Origin of the sequence: Streptomyces roseoverticillatus (genome assembly GCF_000719265.1) — a bacterium.
Taxonomy (GTDB): domain Bacteria; phylum Actinomycetota; class Actinomycetes; order Streptomycetales; family Streptomycetaceae; genus Streptomyces; species Streptomyces roseoverticillatus.
The window spans coordinates 75555-90485 of the sequence record NZ_JOFL01000018.1 but is presented as its reverse complement, the minus strand read 5'-3'; the positions used below and the strand labels follow the sequence as shown (position 1 = coordinate 90485).

General features: G+C 71.6%; 17 protein-coding genes. 10 read left to right on the top strand and 7 right to left on the bottom strand.

What is annotated here, in order from left to right; translation table 11 throughout:
* Positions 1-12 precede the first annotated feature (12 nt).
* Positions 13-1656, bottom strand: a complete 1644-nt coding sequence (locus IF61_RS0122110) for a beta-N-acetylhexosaminidase (protein ID WP_030368233.1) — start codon at positions 1654-1656, stop codon at positions 13-15.
* Positions 1657-1857: 201 nt separating this feature from the next.
* Here IF61_RS0122110 and IF61_RS33480 point away from each other — a divergent pair, with 201 nt between their 5' ends.
* The 5 genes from IF61_RS33480 to IF61_RS0122085 all read left to right on the top strand — a co-directional run bounded on the left by IF61_RS33480 (position 1858) and on the right by IF61_RS0122085 (position 6102).
* Positions 1858-2451 carry a 2-oxo-4-hydroxy-4-carboxy-5-ureidoimidazoline decarboxylase gene (locus IF61_RS33480; protein WP_052392918.1) on the top strand — a complete coding sequence of 198 codons (594 nt, stop codon included), beginning with the start codon at positions 1858-1860 and terminating at the stop codon, positions 2449-2451.
* A 255-nt stretch (positions 2452-2706) separates the two neighbouring features.
* Positions 2707-3087: a succinate dehydrogenase, cytochrome b556 subunit gene (sdhC, locus tag IF61_RS0122100; protein ID WP_043190173.1), complete on the top strand. Its 381-nt coding sequence runs from the start codon at positions 2707-2709 to the stop codon at positions 3085-3087.
* 8 nt (positions 3088-3095) lie between these two features.
* Positions 3096-3569 carry a succinate dehydrogenase hydrophobic membrane anchor subunit gene (locus IF61_RS0122095; protein WP_030368230.1) on the top strand — a complete coding sequence of 158 codons (474 nt, stop codon included), beginning with the start codon at positions 3096-3098 and terminating at the stop codon, positions 3567-3569.
* 20 nt (positions 3570-3589) lie between these two features.
* Positions 3590-5344: a succinate dehydrogenase flavoprotein subunit gene (gene sdhA / locus IF61_RS0122090; protein ID WP_030368229.1), complete on the top strand. Its 1755-nt coding sequence runs from the start codon at positions 3590-3592 to the stop codon at positions 5342-5344.
* Positions 5344-6102 (top strand): succinate dehydrogenase iron-sulfur subunit, encoded by a 759-nt coding sequence (locus IF61_RS0122085; protein WP_030368228.1) that lies wholly within the window; start codon positions 5344-5346, stop codon positions 6100-6102. The genes sdhA and IF61_RS0122085 overlap by 1 nt, the downstream gene beginning before the upstream one ends.
* 127 nt (positions 6103-6229) lie before the next feature.
* On the opposite strand, the gene IF61_RS0122080 is transcribed toward IF61_RS0122085, so the two are convergent.
* Together IF61_RS0122080 and IF61_RS0122075 are read right to left on the bottom strand one after the other, a co-directional pair.
* Entirely contained in the window at positions 6230-6658 is a 429-nt protein-coding gene (locus tag IF61_RS0122080) for a TIGR03668 family PPOX class F420-dependent oxidoreductase (protein WP_030368227.1), read from the bottom strand.
* A complete protein-coding gene (locus IF61_RS0122075; protein WP_030368226.1) occupies positions 6655-7491 on the bottom strand; it encodes a DMT family protein in 837 nt (278 codons plus the stop codon). The genes IF61_RS0122080 and IF61_RS0122075 overlap by 4 nt, the downstream gene beginning before the upstream one ends.
* Positions 7492-7648: 157 nt before the next feature.
* Here IF61_RS0122075 and IF61_RS0122070 point away from each other — a divergent pair, with 157 nt between their 5' ends.
* Positions 7649-8023, top strand: coding sequence for a hypothetical protein (locus IF61_RS0122070; RefSeq protein WP_030368225.1), 375 nt, complete (start codon positions 7649-7651; stop codon positions 8021-8023).
* 4 nt (positions 8024-8027) lie between these two features.
* Entirely contained in the window at positions 8028-9215 is a 1188-nt protein-coding gene (locus IF61_RS0122065; protein WP_030368224.1) for a glutathionylspermidine synthase family protein, read from the top strand.
* Between the two features lie 4 nt (positions 9216-9219).
* On the opposite strand, the gene IF61_RS0122060 is transcribed toward IF61_RS0122065, so the two are convergent.
* From IF61_RS0122060 to rocD, 4 genes are all read right to left on the bottom strand, one after another.
* Positions 9220-9813, bottom strand: a complete 594-nt coding sequence (locus IF61_RS0122060) for a DUF4865 family protein (RefSeq protein WP_030368223.1) — start codon at positions 9811-9813, stop codon at positions 9220-9222.
* 40 nt (positions 9814-9853) lie between these two features.
* Positions 9854-10261, bottom strand: a complete 408-nt coding sequence (locus IF61_RS0122055) for a (R)-mandelonitrile lyase (RefSeq protein ID WP_043190169.1) — start codon at positions 10259-10261, stop codon at positions 9854-9856.
* A 12-nt stretch (positions 10262-10273) separates the two neighbouring features.
* Positions 10274-10843, bottom strand: a complete 570-nt coding sequence (locus IF61_RS0122050) for a TetR/AcrR family transcriptional regulator (RefSeq protein ID WP_030368221.1) — start codon at positions 10841-10843, stop codon at positions 10274-10276.
* A 101-nt stretch (positions 10844-10944) separates the two neighbouring features.
* Positions 10945-12150 (bottom strand): ornithine--oxo-acid transaminase, encoded by a 1206-nt coding sequence (gene rocD / locus IF61_RS0122045; RefSeq protein WP_030368220.1) that lies wholly within the window; start codon positions 12148-12150, stop codon positions 10945-10947.
* Between the two features lie 124 nt (positions 12151-12274).
* On the opposite strand from rocD, the gene trpS reads away from it, so the two are divergent.
* From trpS to IF61_RS0122030, 3 genes are all read left to right on the top strand, one after another.
* Positions 12275-13288, top strand: coding sequence for a tryptophan--tRNA ligase (gene trpS, locus IF61_RS0122040; RefSeq protein ID WP_030368219.1), 1014 nt, complete (start codon positions 12275-12277; stop codon positions 13286-13288).
* Positions 13289-13380: 92 nt separating this feature from the next.
* Positions 13381-13968, top strand: a complete 588-nt coding sequence (locus tag IF61_RS0122035; RefSeq protein ID WP_030368218.1) for a 2'-5' RNA ligase family protein — start codon at positions 13381-13383, stop codon at positions 13966-13968.
* A 52-nt stretch (positions 13969-14020) separates the two neighbouring features.
* Positions 14021-14878, top strand: coding sequence for a YihY/virulence factor BrkB family protein (locus tag IF61_RS0122030; RefSeq protein ID WP_030368217.1), 858 nt, complete (start codon positions 14021-14023; stop codon positions 14876-14878).
* Positions 14879-14931 lie beyond the last annotated feature (53 nt).

The following is a 14931-nucleotide window of genomic DNA, read 5'->3' as shown; positions in this document are numbered from 1 at the left end:
CACCCGCTACCGCTACCGCACCCGCGCGTCCAGCGTCGCGAAGTCCCGCCACGGCAGCGCCGGCCGCCGCGCGTCCCACAGCCGCTGGGCCGTCGCCGCGAGCGGCAGCCGGATGCCGGACGCGACCTGCTGCGGCGTCTGCGCGCCGGCCCGGTCGCACCAGACGGCGAGCCGGCCGCCCATCACCCGGTCCGGCCCGGCGGGCGCGGGCACCGGTGCCGTGCCGCGCAGCACGGCCGGCGACCACTGTTCGTAGATGCGCTGTCCGGTGGGGTATCTGAACTGGTTGGGCTCGCCGAGGACGTAATAGAGATATTCGTCGTTGAGGTTGACGAGCTTGCGCCCCTCGTTGAGGTAGTCCTGCGGGGCGCGGGCGCCGATCTCCTTGCCCGTCCAGTACTCGACCTCGATGTCCTTGTTCGCGGTGACGACGCCGCCGGGGAAGAAGCCGTCGTTCCACGCCTTGGCCTTCTTGCCGAGGGTGCGCACGACGGCGGCACGGTCGTTGAGCCAGCCGGTGGCCAGGTCCTGGACGCGGGCGCGCGGCCCGTACTTCTCCTTGGCGCGGGCGGCCAGGCGCGGGTAGGAGGCCTCGGGGTTCTTGGCCATCAGGGCGCGGTATTCGTCGGCGCCGAGGTGGAAGTACGGCCCGGGGAAGAGGGGGGCGTACTCGCGCAGCAGGTCGTCGACGATGCGGGCGGAGTCGGCGTTGGCGATGTCGATCGCGCCGCGGGCGGCGGTGCCGGCGGCGTCGCGCAGCTGCAGCGTGGGGTGGGCGGCGATGACGGCGCCGAGGTGGCCGGGCGAGTCGAGCTCGGGGACGACGGTGACGTGCAGGGACTCGGCGAGGGCCACGATGCGGCGGACCTCGGCCTTGGTGAGGTGGTGCTTGGAGACGATCTCGGGGTGGGAGTCGCTCTCGATGCGGAATCCCTGGTCGTCGGAGAAGTGCAGGGCGAGCTGGTTGAGCTTGAGGGCGGACAGCTCGCGCAGGCGGTCCTCGATCCAGCGGGCGGTGAAGTGCTTGCGGGCGATGTCGAGGTGGAGGCCGCGCTGGGCGCGGTCCGGGGCGTCGCGGACGACGCCTTCGGGGAGTCCGCCGCCGGAGCGCACGGCCTGCAGGAGGGTGCGCGTGCCGTAGAACACGCCGGGCTCGCCGGCCGAGGCGACCAGCACCCTGCCGTCGCGGGCGGTCAGCTCGTAGCCCTCGGCCGCGAGCGGGCCGGTGCCGGAGCTGCCGGGGCGCTGGGCGAGCTCGACGTCGCCGGAGCGGGCGGGGCCGGCGGCCGCGTACTGCAGGTGCAGCTCGCCGGCGAGCCGGCGGCCCTCGTCGGCGAGCGGGCCGGAGGCGATCACTCGGGCGCCGTCGGCGGGCCGCCAGCCGGGGCCGGGGGCGGACTCGGCGGAGCGGACGGCGGGAATGGCGCGGGGGATGCCGGCGGGGACGGGGGCCTGCGCGGAGGACTGCCGGGCGGGCGAGCTGGACACCGAGGGCGAGGCGGAGGAGGCCCGCGGGGAGCGCGAGTCGTCCTGGCCGGGCCGGTTGGTGCCGCCCTCGCGCGGGCAGCCCATGAGCGTCATGGTGACGAGGAGGACGCCGGCGCAGACGGTTCCGCGGACGGCCGACGCCCTTGTCGTCCTGAGGCGCAGTCCCATGGAGCAAGCCTCCTCTTATGAGACCTTTCGGTCTACTTGCCCCAAAACTAATGGCTTTTGTCCGCAAAAGGACTGCCCATGTCCACTGCGCGCCGCAAACCGCCCCCGTCCGAATGAAATTCCTGCACCGCTCGGCCGCTGTCCGATAAGCGTCGCTACGGTGGCGGCCCAGTTTGACTCGACGGAGATCGGGGGCCCGCGCTGTCCCACTTCGAACGTCACGGCGAACGTCACGGCCTCGAACGCCACGGCCTCGACCGGCTCAACTCCGCCGCACCGGGCGCCGCCGAAGCCGCGCTCCTCGCCTGCTGCGGGAGCCGCCGCTGGGCCCGCCGCCTCGCCGACCTGCGGCCCTACCCCGACCTGCGCACCCTGCTGAGCACGGCGGAGCACGCCGCCCGCGAGCTCACCCCCGCCGACCTGGCCGAGGCGCTCGCCGACGAGACGGTCCCCCAGCACCTGTTCACGAGCTCCGGCCGCACGGCCCCCCGTGGCTCCCCGGGCGCCCCGCCCTCCCCCGCGACCGAGGCGGCCCGCCGCGCGTTACGCCGGGCTCACACCGCCTACGAGCACAGATTCGGCCACGTTTTCGTGCTGTGTCTGGACGGCTGCCGTCCGGACGAGGCCCTGGACCGCTCCCTGGCTTCCCTGCGCACCCGCCTGGCCGCCGCCCCGGCGGAGGAGGCCGCCGTCACCGCCGCCGAGCTCTCCCGGCTCGCCCGCGGCCGGCTCGCCCGGCTCGCGCCGGACACCCCGCCCGTGCGGCCGCGCACCGCCCGGCCCTTGCGGACATAACAGGTCCGACCTGGTGGGACATAACACCCATTCAGCCGAACATCGCAGGTCAAGCGGGGGACACTCGGTCCCCCGGAAGCATCCCTTCCGGCCCTTGACCGGCGCGTACATGCCTGTTTGATCACACCTGCGGACCCCGGGACGCCGAACCGACAAGGCGTCGCTACGATGGCCAGGGCCGGTGGACCGTACCCGGCCGGGCCCGACCGACAGAGAAGCCGGCAGGCCCTGATCCCCGCTCCCGGAGGGTTTTCCGTGCCGGCTGGAACGCTGTACCGCGGCCGGGAAGGCATGTGGTCCTGGGTGGCTCATCGAGTCACCGGCGTCCTCATTTTCTTCTTCCTGTTCGTGCACGTCCTGGACACCGCGCTCGTCCGCGTCTCCCCCGAGGCGTACGACGACGTCGTCGCGACGTACAAGACGCCCGTCGTGAATGTGATGGAGTACGGCCTCGTCGCCGCCATCCTCTTCCACGCGCTCAACGGCCTCCGCATCATCGCGGTGGACTTCTGGTCCAAGGGACCGCGGCACCAGAAGCAGATGCTGTGGTGGGTCGTCGGTATCTGGGTCGTGCTGATGGGCGGCGCCTTCTACCCCGTGCTCCAGCACACGCTGCGCACGCTGTTCGGGAGCTGAGTCGCGAAATGTCTGAAACCACCCCCGCCACCGCCGCCGCGGCCGACGTCTCCCTCTACGACGTCGACAACCCCGCCCCGGTCATCGAGGCGCCCCGCAAGCGCACCAAGAAGACCCCGAAGACGACCCGCACCAACTTCGAGCTGTACGGCTGGCTGTTCATGCGGCTGTCCGGCATCGTCCTGGTCGTCCTGGTCCTCGGCCACCTGCTGATCCAGCTCGTCCTCGACGGCGGCGTCAGCAAGATCGGCTTCGCCTTCGTGGCCGGCCGCTGGGCCTCGCCGTTCTGGCAGGCCTGGGACCTGGTCATGCTCTGGCTCGCGATGCTCCACGGCGCCAACGGCCTCCGCACGGTCATCAACGACTACGCGGAGCGCGCGACGACCCGCTTCTGGCTGAAGAACCTGCTGTACGCGGCCACGGTGTTCACCGTCCTGCTGGGCACGCTGGTGATCTTCACCTTCGACCCGAACATCCGCTAGAGCCCGGGGCTGACGACACCATGAAGATCCACAAGTACGACACCGTCATCGTCGGCGCCGGCGGCGCGGGCATGCGCGCCGCCATCGAGTCGACGAAGCGCAGCCGCACCGCGGTCCTGACGAAGCTCTACCCCACCCGCTCCCACACCGGCGCCGCCCAGGGCGGCATGGCCGCCGCCCTCGCGAACGTCGAGGAGGACAACTGGGAGTGGCACACCTTCGACACGGTCAAGGGTGGTGACTACCTGGTCGACCAGGACGCCGCCGAGATCCTGGCGAAGGAGGCCATCGACGCGGTCCTCGACCTCGAGAAGATGGGCCTGCCGTTCAACCGCACCCCGGACGGCACCATCGACCAGCGCCGCTTCGGCGGTCACAGCCGCAACCACGGCGAGGCCCCGGTCCGCCGGTCCTGCTACGCCGCGGACCGCACCGGCCACATGATCCTCCAGACGCTGTACCAGAACTGCGTCAAGGAGGGCGTGGAGTTCTTCAACGAGTTCTACGTCCTGGACCAGCTGATCACCGAGGTCGACGGCGTCAAGAAGTCCGCCGGCGTCGTCGCGTACGAGCTGGCCACCGGCGAGATCCACATCTTCCAGGCGAAGGCCGTCATCTACGCCTCCGGCGGCACCGGCAAGTTCTTCAAGGTGACCTCCAACGCGCACACCCTCACGGGTGACGGCCAGGCGGCCTGCTACCGCCGCGGCCTGCCGCTGGAGGACATGGAGTTCTTCCAGTTCCACCCGACGGGCATCTGGCGCATGGGCATCCTGCTGACGGAGGGCGCCCGCGGTGAGGGCGGCATCCTCCGCAACAAGGACGGCGAGCGCTTCATGGAGAAGTACGCGCCGGTCATGAAGGACCTCGCGTCCCGTGACGTCGTCTCGCGCTCCATCTACACGGAGATCCGCGAGGGCCGCGGCTGCGGTCCCGAGGGCGACCACGTCTACCTCGACCTCACCCACCTGCCGCCGGAGCAGCTGGACGCCAAGCTGCCGGACATCACCGAGTTCGCGCGCACGTACCTCGGCATCGAGCCCTACACGGACCCGATCCCGATCCAGCCCACCGCGCACTACGCCATGGGCGGCATCCCGACCAACGTCGAGGGCGAGGTGCTGGCCGACAACGACACCGTCGTCCCCGGCCTCTACGCCGCCGGCGAGGTCGCCTGCGTGTCCGTGCACGGCGCCAACCGCCTCGGCACCAACTCGCTGCTCGACATCAACGTCTTCGGCAAGCGCGCGGGCATCGCCGCCGCGGAGTACTCCGCGAAGGCCGACTACGTCGAGCTGCCGGAGAACCCGGCGCAGCTCGTCGCCGACCAGGTCGAGCGGCTGCGCAACTCCACCGGCAAGGAGCGGGTCGCCGAGCTCCGCAAGGAGCTGCAGGAGACCATGGACGCCAACGTCATGGTCTTCCGCACCGAGCAGACCATCAAGACGGCCGTCGAGAAGATCGCCGAGCTGCGCGAGCGCTACAAGAACGTGTCCGTCCAGGACAAGGGCAAGCGCTTCAACACCGACCTGCTGGAGGCCATCGAGCTGGGCAACCTGCTCGACCTGGCCGAGGTGATGGCCGTGTCCGCGCTGGCGCGCAAGGAGTCCCGCGGCGGTCACTACCGCGAGGACTTCCCCAACCGCGACGACGTCAACTTCATGCGCCACACCATGGCGTACCGCGAGGTCGACGCGGACGGCAAGGACTCGATCCGCCTCGACTACAAGCCGGTCGTCCAGACCCGCTACCAGCCGATGGAGCGTAAGTACTGATGAGCACCGCGACTCTCGACAAGGTCGAGGCCGAATCCGCGGCCTCGCCCTACATCACGGTCACCTTCCGTATCCGCCGGTTCAACCCGGAGGTCTCGGACGAGGCCATGTGGCAGGACTTCGAGGTCGAGATCGACCCGAAGGAGCGCGTCCTCGACGGTCTCCACAAGATCAAGTGGGAACTCGACGGCACGCTGACGTTCCGCCGCTCCTGCGCGCACGGCATCTGCGGCTCCGACGCCATGCGGATCAACGGCAAGAACCGCCTCGCGTGCAAGACCCTGATCAAGGACATCAACCCCGCCAAGCCGATCACGGTCGAGCCCATCAAGGGCCTCACGGTCCTGAAGGACCTCGTGGTCGACATGGAGCCGTTCTTCCAGGCCTACCGCGACGTCATGCCCTTCCTGATCACCAAGGGCAACGAGCCGACGCGCGAGCGCCTGCAGACCGCCGAGGACCGCGAGCGCTTCGACGACACCACCAAGTGCATCCTGTGCGCCGCGTGCACCTCCTCGTGCCCGGTGTTCTGGAACGACGGCCAGTACTTCGGCCCGGCGGCGATCGTCAACGCCCACCGCTTCATCTTCGACTCGCGCGACGAGGCCGGTGAGCAGCGGCTGGAGATCCTCAACGACAAGGACGGCGTGTGGCGCTGCCGCACGACGTTCAACTGCACGGACGCCTGCCCGCGTGGCATCGAGGTCACCAAGGCGATCCAGGAGGTGAAGCGGGCGCTGATCACGCGCCGCTTCTGACCTCCGGTCCGGTTCACACGGCGTGGGCCCCGTCCTCCCTCCGGGGAGGGCGGGGCCTTCGTCGTGGTCAACGGCTCTCCGCACCCCATTGACTCGGGGAGTTCGAGCACCTTGAGTCCGAGCACCTTTAGTCCGCCGGATCGGTGAAGGCCCACCCGCTCCACTCCGTCACCTCGACCGCCACGACCGGCCCTTCCGGCGGCCGGTCCCGGTACGGCGGGTACTTCTCCGCCAGCAGGGCGAGCGGGGCGCGGCACCGTGCCGGGTCCGTCCGGATGGCCGCGCGGCCGTCCGCGCGGGCCCACCACAGGGTGGTCCAGTCGTCGGCGTAGTGGTCGGCGAGGAGGGCGACGCGGGGGTTCTGTTCGATGTTGCGCAGACGGCGCAGCTCGCGCGTGCGCTTCGGTTTGTGGTCGACGGCGAAATAAACGGTGTCCCCGGCCGCGGCGAACGTGACCGGCACGAGGTGCGGCAGGCCCGTCGGGCCGGCCGTGGCCAGGCGGGCGACCGGCGCCGCCGTGAAGCGCGCTCGAGCCTCGGCGGATCCCAGCCTCATGCCTCGACCGTAGCGCCCTCGCCGCCCTCCCCGAAGCGGGCCAGGGCCAGCGCGCCGACGACCGCGAAAGCGAAGCCCGTGGCGGCGAGAGGGAGCAGGCCCGGGCGGGTGCGGTCGCCCAGCCAGACGATGCCGACCAGGGCCGGGCCGAGCGTCTCGCCGATGACCATGCCGGCCGTGGCGGCCGTCACCGAGCCGCGCTGCAGGGCCGACGTCAGCAGCAGGAACGCCGTGCCGCCGCCGAGCAGCAGCGCGTACGCCGCCGGGTTGCGGATCAGCGCGCCGAAGGAGAGGTCGTCGATCAGCCGGACGGCGACCTCCACCACGCCGAAGCCGAGGCCCGCGCCCAGGCCGAGCGCGGCCGCCCGGGCCCGGCCCGGCAGCCGCCCGGCCGCGCCGCCGAGGGCCAGGACGCCGGCTGCCACGGCCAGCGTGCCGAGACGCAGGGCCATGGAGCCCGTACCGCTGCCCTCCGCGCCCGAGGCCAGCCCCAGCATCGCCAGGCCCCCGCACACCACGGCCACCGCGCCCCACTCGATGCCGCTGAGCCTCACCCGCAGCACCCGCGACGCCACGACGGCCGTCACCGCGAGGCTCGCGGCCAGCGCGGCGCCCACGGCGTAGATCGGCAGGGAGCGGAGCGCGACGAGCTCCAGCAGGAAGCCCGCGGCGTCCAGGGCGAGCCCCACCAGATAGCGCCACTGCCGCAGCACCCGCAGCAGGAGGACGGGGTCCACGCCCGAGCCGCTGCCCGGCGCGGACGCCCGGGCGGCGACGGCCTGCAGGACGGACGCGGTGCCGAAACACACCGCCGAACCCAGCGCGCACAGCATCCCGAGAAGCACCGTTCGACTGTAGGCCGCCCCACCGTCCGCCGTGCGGAAACGCCCCTTAGGGTGAGTGGCCACGTCGCACGCGAGTGCGGCCGTGGAACAACCGATGCAATACCAGGCGAAACGCCAGAAGCAGCACATGACGGGGGTCATCTGCATGACGGAAAAGACGGGCAGGACGGTCAGGACACGGCGCAGGCTGCGCTCGTCCACGGTCATCCTCGGCGGGATGGGCGCGCTCGCCGCCGCCCTCACCTCCTGCGGCTCCGAACCGGACAAGCGCTGCGTCGACCCGTACAGCTACGACGCCGCGCGCGGCGGCTACCGGGTCGTCGACTCCAAGGCCTGCAAGAACAAGAGCGGCGGAAGCAGCGGGACCAGCGGAAGCAGCAGCGGTACGAGCACCAACGGCCGCTGGTACTACGGCTCCGGCAAGTCCGGCGGCTACACCGACAGCGGCACCTTCAGCAAGAGCCAGGCCGCCGACCGCGGCGGATTCGGCTGCTCGAACTCCGGCTCCTCCGGCGGCTGACCGCATGCGCCGCCACCGCACCGAGCCCCGCCCCGGCTGGCAGGCCACCGTGGAGGAGCAGGGGGTCATCTACCCCCTGACCCGCCTCCCCGACGGCTCCCTGCGCCGGTACTGGGACGAGAGCGCGTACTACTCCTTCACCCTCGCCGAGGTCGAGGAACTGGAGGAGACCGTCGCCGAGCTGCACGAGATGTGCCTGGAGGCCGCCGCGCACATCGTGGCGCACGACCGCTTCGCCGACCTCGGCCTCACCGACCCGCGGCTGACCGCCCGGATCGCCGAGTCCTGGCGCCGACGCGACGAAGTTCCCTCCCTCTACGGCCGCTTCGACCTGTGCTACGACGGCGGCGGCCCGGCCAAGCTGCTGGAGTACAACGCCGACACGCCCACCTCCCTGGTGGAGGCGGCGAGCGCCCAGTGGTTCTGGATGGAGGACCGCTTCCCCGGCCTCGACCAGTGGAACTCGCTCCACGAGCGCCTCGTCGACGCCTGGCGGCGCCAGGCCCCGCTGCTGCCGCCCGGCGCGCCGGTGCACTTCGCGCACTCCGCCGCCGACGAGCTCGGCGAGGACCTGATGACGGTGGCCTACCTGCGCGAGACCGCCGAACAGGCCGGCCTGGACACCCGCGCCATCTCGATGGAGAACATCGGCTGGGACAACCTCTCCGGCCGCTTCGTCGACGAGCGCTACTCCTTCATCCGCTCCTGCTTCAAGCTCTACCCCTGGGAGTGGCTGACGGGCGACCGCTTCGGCCCGCACGCCCTGGACACACTCGACAACGGCGGCGGCACGGGCTCCACGCTGTGGATCGAGCCGGCGTGGAAGATGCTGCTGTCCAACAAGGCGCTCCTGGCGATCCTGTGGGAGCTCCACCCCGGCCACCCCAACCTGCTCCCCGCCCACACCGACGGCCCCCAGGAGCTGGCCCGCACCGGCGGCTACGCGGCCAAGCCGCTGCTGGGCCGGGAGGGCGCCGGCATCACCCTGCACGAGGCCGGGGCCGCCGCGGCCCTGCGGGACGAGCCGTGCTGCTACCAGCAGCTGTGCCCGCTCCCGGACTTCGACGGCAACCGCACGGTCCTCGGCGCGTGGGTCGTCGACGGGGAGCCGGCGGGGCTGGGCATCCGGGAGTCGGCGGGCCTGATCACGGACGAGTACGCGCGGTTCGTCCCGCACGTGATCGACGGCTGAGCCGTCAGGCCCGTTCGGTCAATCCGGTCAGTTCAGTCAGTTCGGGCGTGGACAGGTGCAGCACCTCGTACCGCTCGGTGGCGTCGTCGCCGGGCGGTACGGCGTCCTCCCACAGCACGAAGCGCAGCAGCTGCCAGTGGTGCGGGTCGACGGCGAGGGCGGCTGTGTGCACGCCGTCCTGCGCGGCGAGTTCGCGCAGCGCCGCGGCCTCCGCCGCGACCGCCTCGGTCAGCCCCTCGGCGGGCAGCGGCGTCAGCCGCCGTGACGCCGCCCGCGGCACCGTGCCCCGCGCGGGCCCCGCCTCGGCGGCGATCCCCGCCCAGTGCCGCACGACGGGCCGCCCGAAGTCCCGGACGATGCCCTCGAACCCGCCGCCGCCGACGAGGAAGTCGCTCATCGCGGCGGTGTCGTTCCACAGGTAGAACGGCGCGTACTGGTTGACGGGCGAGCCGTCCACACCCCGCTCGCGGATGACGTAGGCCTTCAGGGCCATGCCGGCACGGTCGTCCAGGGCATGGCCACGGGTGGCGACGCGTTCGCGGATGATCCCCATATCGTAGTCGGCGGGGAGGGTGATCTCGTACTGCTTGGCGTACATGGGGCGTTGTGCCTTTCGCGTGCTCAGAGGGCGGGCGTGCTCAGACGACGGGTTCGGCCGGGTAGCAGGCGTCGGTGACGGGTTCGCCGCGCTCGGCCTCGGTGCCGTCCTCGGCGGCCGTCAGGACGGCCAGGTGGGTCATGGACGTCGTGGGCCCGGCGCCGTGCCAGTGCCACTCGCCGGGCGCGATGACGACCCGGTCGCCGGCGTGCACGACCTCGACCGGTCCGCCCCGGCGCTGCACCAGCCCGGTGCCGTCGGTGATGTGGAGGAACTGGCCCACGGGGTGGCGGTGCCAGTGGGTGCGGCTGCCGGGCTCGAAGCGGACGTCGTCGACGCGCAGCCGCGCGGGGCCTTCGGCGGCGGCGATCGACGTGACGTGGACGGTGCCGGTGACCCACTCGGGCGAGGCAGTGGTGGTGGCCGCCTCGGTGCGGGTGATCTGCATGGCCGACTCCGATCAGGGGGTGGTGGACTGGGCGGCGAGGAGCCCGAGCACCCCATCGACGGCCTGCTCGAACGGGGCCGTCGAGCCGGCCGCGCGGGCCAGGACGTAGCCGCCCTGGAGGACGGCGACGACGGTCGCGGCCGTGGCCGCCGGATCGAGGGCGGCGGACAGCTCGCCGCGCGCGACGCCCTCCGCCAGCACCTCGCCGAGCCGCCCCCGCAGCCACACGAACGTCTCGTCCACGGGCGCCCGCAGCGCCGGGTCGGCCATGACGTCGGGGTCCTGGGTCAGCCGCCCGACGGGGCACCCCTTGAGGACGTCCCGCTCGCGCCGCAGATAGGCCGTGATCCGCTCCACGGCCGTGCCCGGCCCGCCGAACTGCTCCTCCGCCTTGCCCCGCATCTCCTCGGCGGTCCGCCGGATGGCCGCCAGCGCGAGGTCCGGCTTTCCGCTGAAGTGGTGGTACATGCTGCCCTGTCCGGCCCCGGCCCGCTGCTGGATGGCCTTAGGGCTGGTGCCGACGTAGCCGCGCTCCCACAGGAGTTCACGCGTGCTCTCGATGAGGCGTTCCGAGGTGCTCATGAAAAGAGTGTACCTACTAGTAGGTACAGAAGATCCACTCCTGGATGCGAAAGAGGGGCCGGCGCGCACGCCGGCCCCTCTTTCACCTCGCAACCGCTCCGTCAGGAGCCCAGCACCGCCCGCAGCTGGTCCAGCCCCCAGTCCAGGTCCTCCTTGCTGATCACCAGCGGCGGGGCGATCCGGATCGTCGAGCCGTGCGTGTCCTTGACCAGGACGCGCCGCTCCATCAGCCGCTCCGAGATCTGCCGCCCCGTGCCGTGGGACGGTGCGATGTCGACGCCCGCCCACAGGCCGCGCCCGCGCACCGCCTCGACCGCGCCACCGCCCACCAGCAGGTTCAGCTCCTGGTGGAGGTGCTCGCCGAGCTCCGTGGCGCGCTGCTGGAACTCGCCGGAATTCAGCATCGCCACGACCTCCAGCGCCACCGCGCACGCCAGCGGGTTCCCGCCGAACGTCGAGCCGTGCTCGCCCGGCCGGTACACGCCGAGGACGTCGCGATTCGCCACCACCGCCGACACCGGCACCACGCCGCCGCCGAGCGCCTTGCCCAGCACGTACACGTCGGGCACGACGTCCTCGTGGTCGCACGCGAACGTTCTGCCGGTGCGGCCCAGCCCGGACTGGATCTCGTCCGCGATGAAGAGCACCCCGCGCTCGGCGGTCAGCCGCCGCACGCCCGGCAGATAGCCGGCCGGCGGCACGAGCACCCCCGCCTCGCCCTGGATCGGCTCCAGCAGCACGGCGACCGTGTTGTCGTCCACGGCCTCCTCCATCGCGGCCAGGTCGCCGTACGGGACGATCTCGAAGCCCGGCGTGTACGGGCCGAAGTCCGCCCGCGCCTCCTCGTCCGTGGAGAAGCTGATGATGGTGGTGGTCCGGCCGTGGAAGTTGTTTCCGGCCACGACGATCTTCGCCTGGCCGTCCGGCACGCCCTTCACCCGGTAACCCCACTTGCGGGCGGTCTTCACGGCCGTCTCGACCGCCTCCGCGCCCGTGTTCATGGGGAGCACCATCTCCTTGCCGCACAGCGCGGCCAGCTCGGTGCAGAACTCGGCGAAGCGGTCGTGGTGGAAGGCGCGCGAGGTCAGCGTCACCCGATCGAGCTGCGCCTTCGCGGCGTTGATCAGCCGTCGGTTGCCGTGGCCGAAATTGAGCGCGGAGTACCCGGCGAGCATGTCGAGATAGCGCCGCCCCTCGACGTCCGTCATCCAGGCGCCCTCCGCATACGCGACGACGACCGGCAACGGATGGTAGTTGTGCGCGCTGTGGGCCTCAGCGGCGGCGATGCTGCGTTCCGTAGATGTCACCGTGTGCTCCGTTCGTGTACGGGCATGCGCGTAAGGGCATTGCCGTGCCCCCTGTTCCACCTTTCTACTACTCGCGGCCCCACCGTCGGACGGAGTCGGGCACCGCACCTGAGAGAATGTGCGCATGGCCCTCGATCGACCGCGCGCTCTCTCCGGTATCCAGCCCACCGCAGGCTCGTTCCACCTGGGGAACTACCTCGGTGCCGTCCGCCAGTACGTGGCCCTGCAGGAGTCCCACGACGCCTTCTACATGGTGGTCGACCTGCACGCGATCACCGTGCCGCAGGACCCGGAGGAGCTGCGGGCCAACACCCGCCTCGCCGCGGCCCAGCTGCTCGCCGCCGGCCTCGACCCGGAGCGCTGCACCCTCTTCGTGCAGAGCCACGTCCCCGAGCACGCCCAGCTCGGCTGGGTGATGAACTGCCTCACCGGCTTCGGCGAGGCCTCGCGGATGACGCAGTTCAAGGACAAGTCCGCCAAGCAGGGCGCCGGTGCCACCACGGTCGGCCTGTTCACGTACCCGATCCTCCAGGTCGCCGACATCCTCCTCTACCAGGCGAACGCCGTCCCGGTGGGCGAGGACCAGCGCCAGCACATCGAGCTCACGCGCGACCTCGCCGAGCGCTTCAACGCCCGCTTCGGCGACACCTTCACCCTCCCGGCCGCGCACATCGTCCGCGAGACCGCGAAGATCTACGACCTGCAGGACCCGTCGGCGAAGATGAGCAAGTCGACGCCGAACCCCAAGGGCCTGGTCAACCTCCTCGACGAGCCCAAGGTCTCCGCCAAGAAGATCAAGAGCGCCGTCACCGACACCGACACGGTGATCCGCTTCGACCCCGAGAACAAGCCCGGCGTCAGCAATCTGCTCACCATCTACGCCACGCTCACCGGTACGGGAATGGCCGAACTGGAGCAGAAGTACGAGGGCAAGGGCTACGGTGCGCTGAAGACGGACCTCGCCGAGGTCATGGTGGAGTGGGTGACGCCGTTCCGCGCCCGCACGCAGGAGTACCTCGACGACCCGGAGACGCTGGACTCCGTCCTCGCCAAGGGCGCCGAGAAGGCCCGCGCGGTCGCGGCGGAGACGCTCGCCCAGGCGTACGACAAGGTCGGCTTCCTGCCCGCCAAGCACTGAGGGCACGGAGAGACCAGGAGCTCTGGCACGGGGTGCGGCACAGCCGTCACACTGGCCACGGGGACTTACAGGCGCACAGGAGGGAGAACGCAATGGGGACCGTGACGCTCGGCGTGTCGATCGCGGTCCCGGAGCCGTACGGCAGCTTCCTGCAGAAGCGCCGCGAGGGCTTCGGGGACCCGCACGCGCACGGCATCCCCACGCACGTCACCCTCCTGCCGCCCACCGAGGCCGACGCGTCCTCGCTGCCCGCGATCGAGGAGCACCTCGCCCGCGTCGCCGCCGAGTGCCGCCCCTTCCCCATGCGCCTCTCCGGGACCGGCACCTTCCGGCCCCTCTCGCCCGTCGTCTACGTGAACGTGGTCGAGGGCTCCGCCTCCTGCGCCTGGCTGCAGAAGCGCGTCCGCGACGCGTCCGGGCCCGTCGCCCGCGAGCTGCAGTTCCCCTACCACCCGCACGTCACCGTCGCCCACGGCATCGCCGAGGAGGCCATGGACCGGGCCTACGCCGAGCTGGCCGGGTTCGAGGCCGCCTGGACGATCGACGCCTTCGCCCTCTACGAGCAGGGCCCGGACGGCGTGTGGCGGCTGGAGCGCGAGTATCCGTTCGGGGAGGGGGAGGGGACGGCGTCGGCCGTCCCCCACCAGACGGGCGTCCGACCGCCCGCCCCTTCGCACTAGCGCCCCCCCCCGGCGTGGGCGTACGCCCACGTCAGGGTGGTAGACGTACGCCATGGAATGGCTGACGCGGCTGCCCGGCATCGGGCCCCTGATCTCCCGCCTGACGCGGACCCACGCCTGGCACTCGTACGAGACCCTCGACCGGGTGAAGTGGACCCGGCTCGCCGCCGCGATCACCTTCACCAGCTTCGTCGCCCTCTTCCCCCTGCTCACCGTGGGCGCCGCGGTCGGCGCGGCCGTCCTCAGCGAGGAGCGCATGCGGGACCTGGAGCGGCGCCTCGCCGAGCAGGTCCCCGGCATCTCCGGCCAGCTCGACCTCAGCAGCCTCGTCGACAACGCGGGCACGGTCGGGCTCGTCGCCGGAGCACTGCTCCTGTTCACGGGCATCAGCTGGATCGGCTCGCTGCGGGAGTGCCTGCGCGCGGTCTGGGAGAAGGAGGAGAGCCCCGGCAACCCCGTCCTCCTCAGGCTCAAGGACGGGGCGCTGCTGCTCGGCCTCGGCGGCGTCCTCCTCCTCTCGCTCGCCTGCTCGGTGTTCGCGTCGGCGGCCGTGGACTGGGCGGTCGGCAAGGCCGGGTTGCAGGGCGTCGGCGGGCTGCTGACCGCGGCCGGCTTCTGCATCGCCGTCCTCGCCGACTTCCTGCTGATGCTCTACGTCCTCTCGCGGCTGCCCGACGTGCAGCCGCCGGTGCGCCGGCTCGTCGTCGGGGCGCTCATCGGGGCGATCGGCCTGGAGGTGCTGAAGCTGCTGCTCGGCGGCTATCTGCGGGGCGTGGCGGCGAAGAGCATGTACGGCGCGTTCGGCACGCCGATCGCGCTCCTCCTGTGGATCAACTTCATGGCGAAGCTGACCTTGTTCTGCGCGGCGTGGACGGCTACGCCGTCGAAGAAGGCCGACCGTACGGGCTGAGGGCGGTTCGGCACCTCCCCCAGCTACCGCTGGGGGTACCCCCAGCGCCGCCG

Bases quoted from the DNA above. Each gene is read 5' to 3' on its own strand.
- IF61_RS0122110 (WP_030368233.1), bottom strand. From the start codon at position 1,656: ATGGGACTGCGCCTCAGGACGACAAGGGCGTCGGCCGTCCGCGGAACC.
- IF61_RS0122095 (WP_030368230.1), top strand. From the start codon at position 3,096: ATGTCTGAAACCACCCCCGCCACCGCCGCCGCGGCCGACGTCTCCCTC.
- sdhA (WP_030368229.1), top strand. From the start codon at position 3,590: ATGAAGATCCACAAGTACGACACCGTCATCGTCGGCGCCGGCGGCGCG.
- IF61_RS0122085 (WP_030368228.1), top strand. From the start codon at position 5,344: ATGAGCACCGCGACTCTCGACAAGGTCGAGGCCGAATCCGCGGCCTCG.
- IF61_RS0122080 (WP_030368227.1), bottom strand. From the start codon at position 6,658: ATGAGGCTGGGATCCGCCGAGGCTCGAGCGCGCTTCACGGCGGCGCCG.
- IF61_RS0122075 (WP_030368226.1), bottom strand. From the start codon at position 7,491: ATGCTGTGCGCGCTGGGTTCGGCGGTGTGTTTCGGCACCGCGTCCGTC.
- IF61_RS0122070 (WP_030368225.1), top strand. From the start codon at position 7,649: ATGACGGAAAAGACGGGCAGGACGGTCAGGACACGGCGCAGGCTGCGC.
- IF61_RS0122065 (WP_030368224.1), top strand. From the start codon at position 8,028: ATGCGCCGCCACCGCACCGAGCCCCGCCCCGGCTGGCAGGCCACCGTG.
- IF61_RS0122060 (WP_030368223.1), bottom strand. From the start codon at position 9,813: ATGTACGCCAAGCAGTACGAGATCACCCTCCCCGCCGACTACGATATG.
- IF61_RS0122055 (WP_043190169.1), bottom strand. From the start codon at position 10,261: ATGCAGATCACCCGCACCGAGGCGGCCACCACCACTGCCTCGCCCGAG.
- IF61_RS0122050 (WP_030368221.1), bottom strand. From the start codon at position 10,843: ATGAGCACCTCGGAACGCCTCATCGAGAGCACGCGTGAACTCCTGTGG.
- trpS (WP_030368219.1), top strand. From the start codon at position 12,275: ATGGCCCTCGATCGACCGCGCGCTCTCTCCGGTATCCAGCCCACCGCA.
- IF61_RS0122035 (WP_030368218.1), top strand. From the start codon at position 13,381: ATGGGGACCGTGACGCTCGGCGTGTCGATCGCGGTCCCGGAGCCGTAC.
- IF61_RS0122030 (WP_030368217.1), top strand. From the start codon at position 14,021: ATGGAATGGCTGACGCGGCTGCCCGGCATCGGGCCCCTGATCTCCCGC.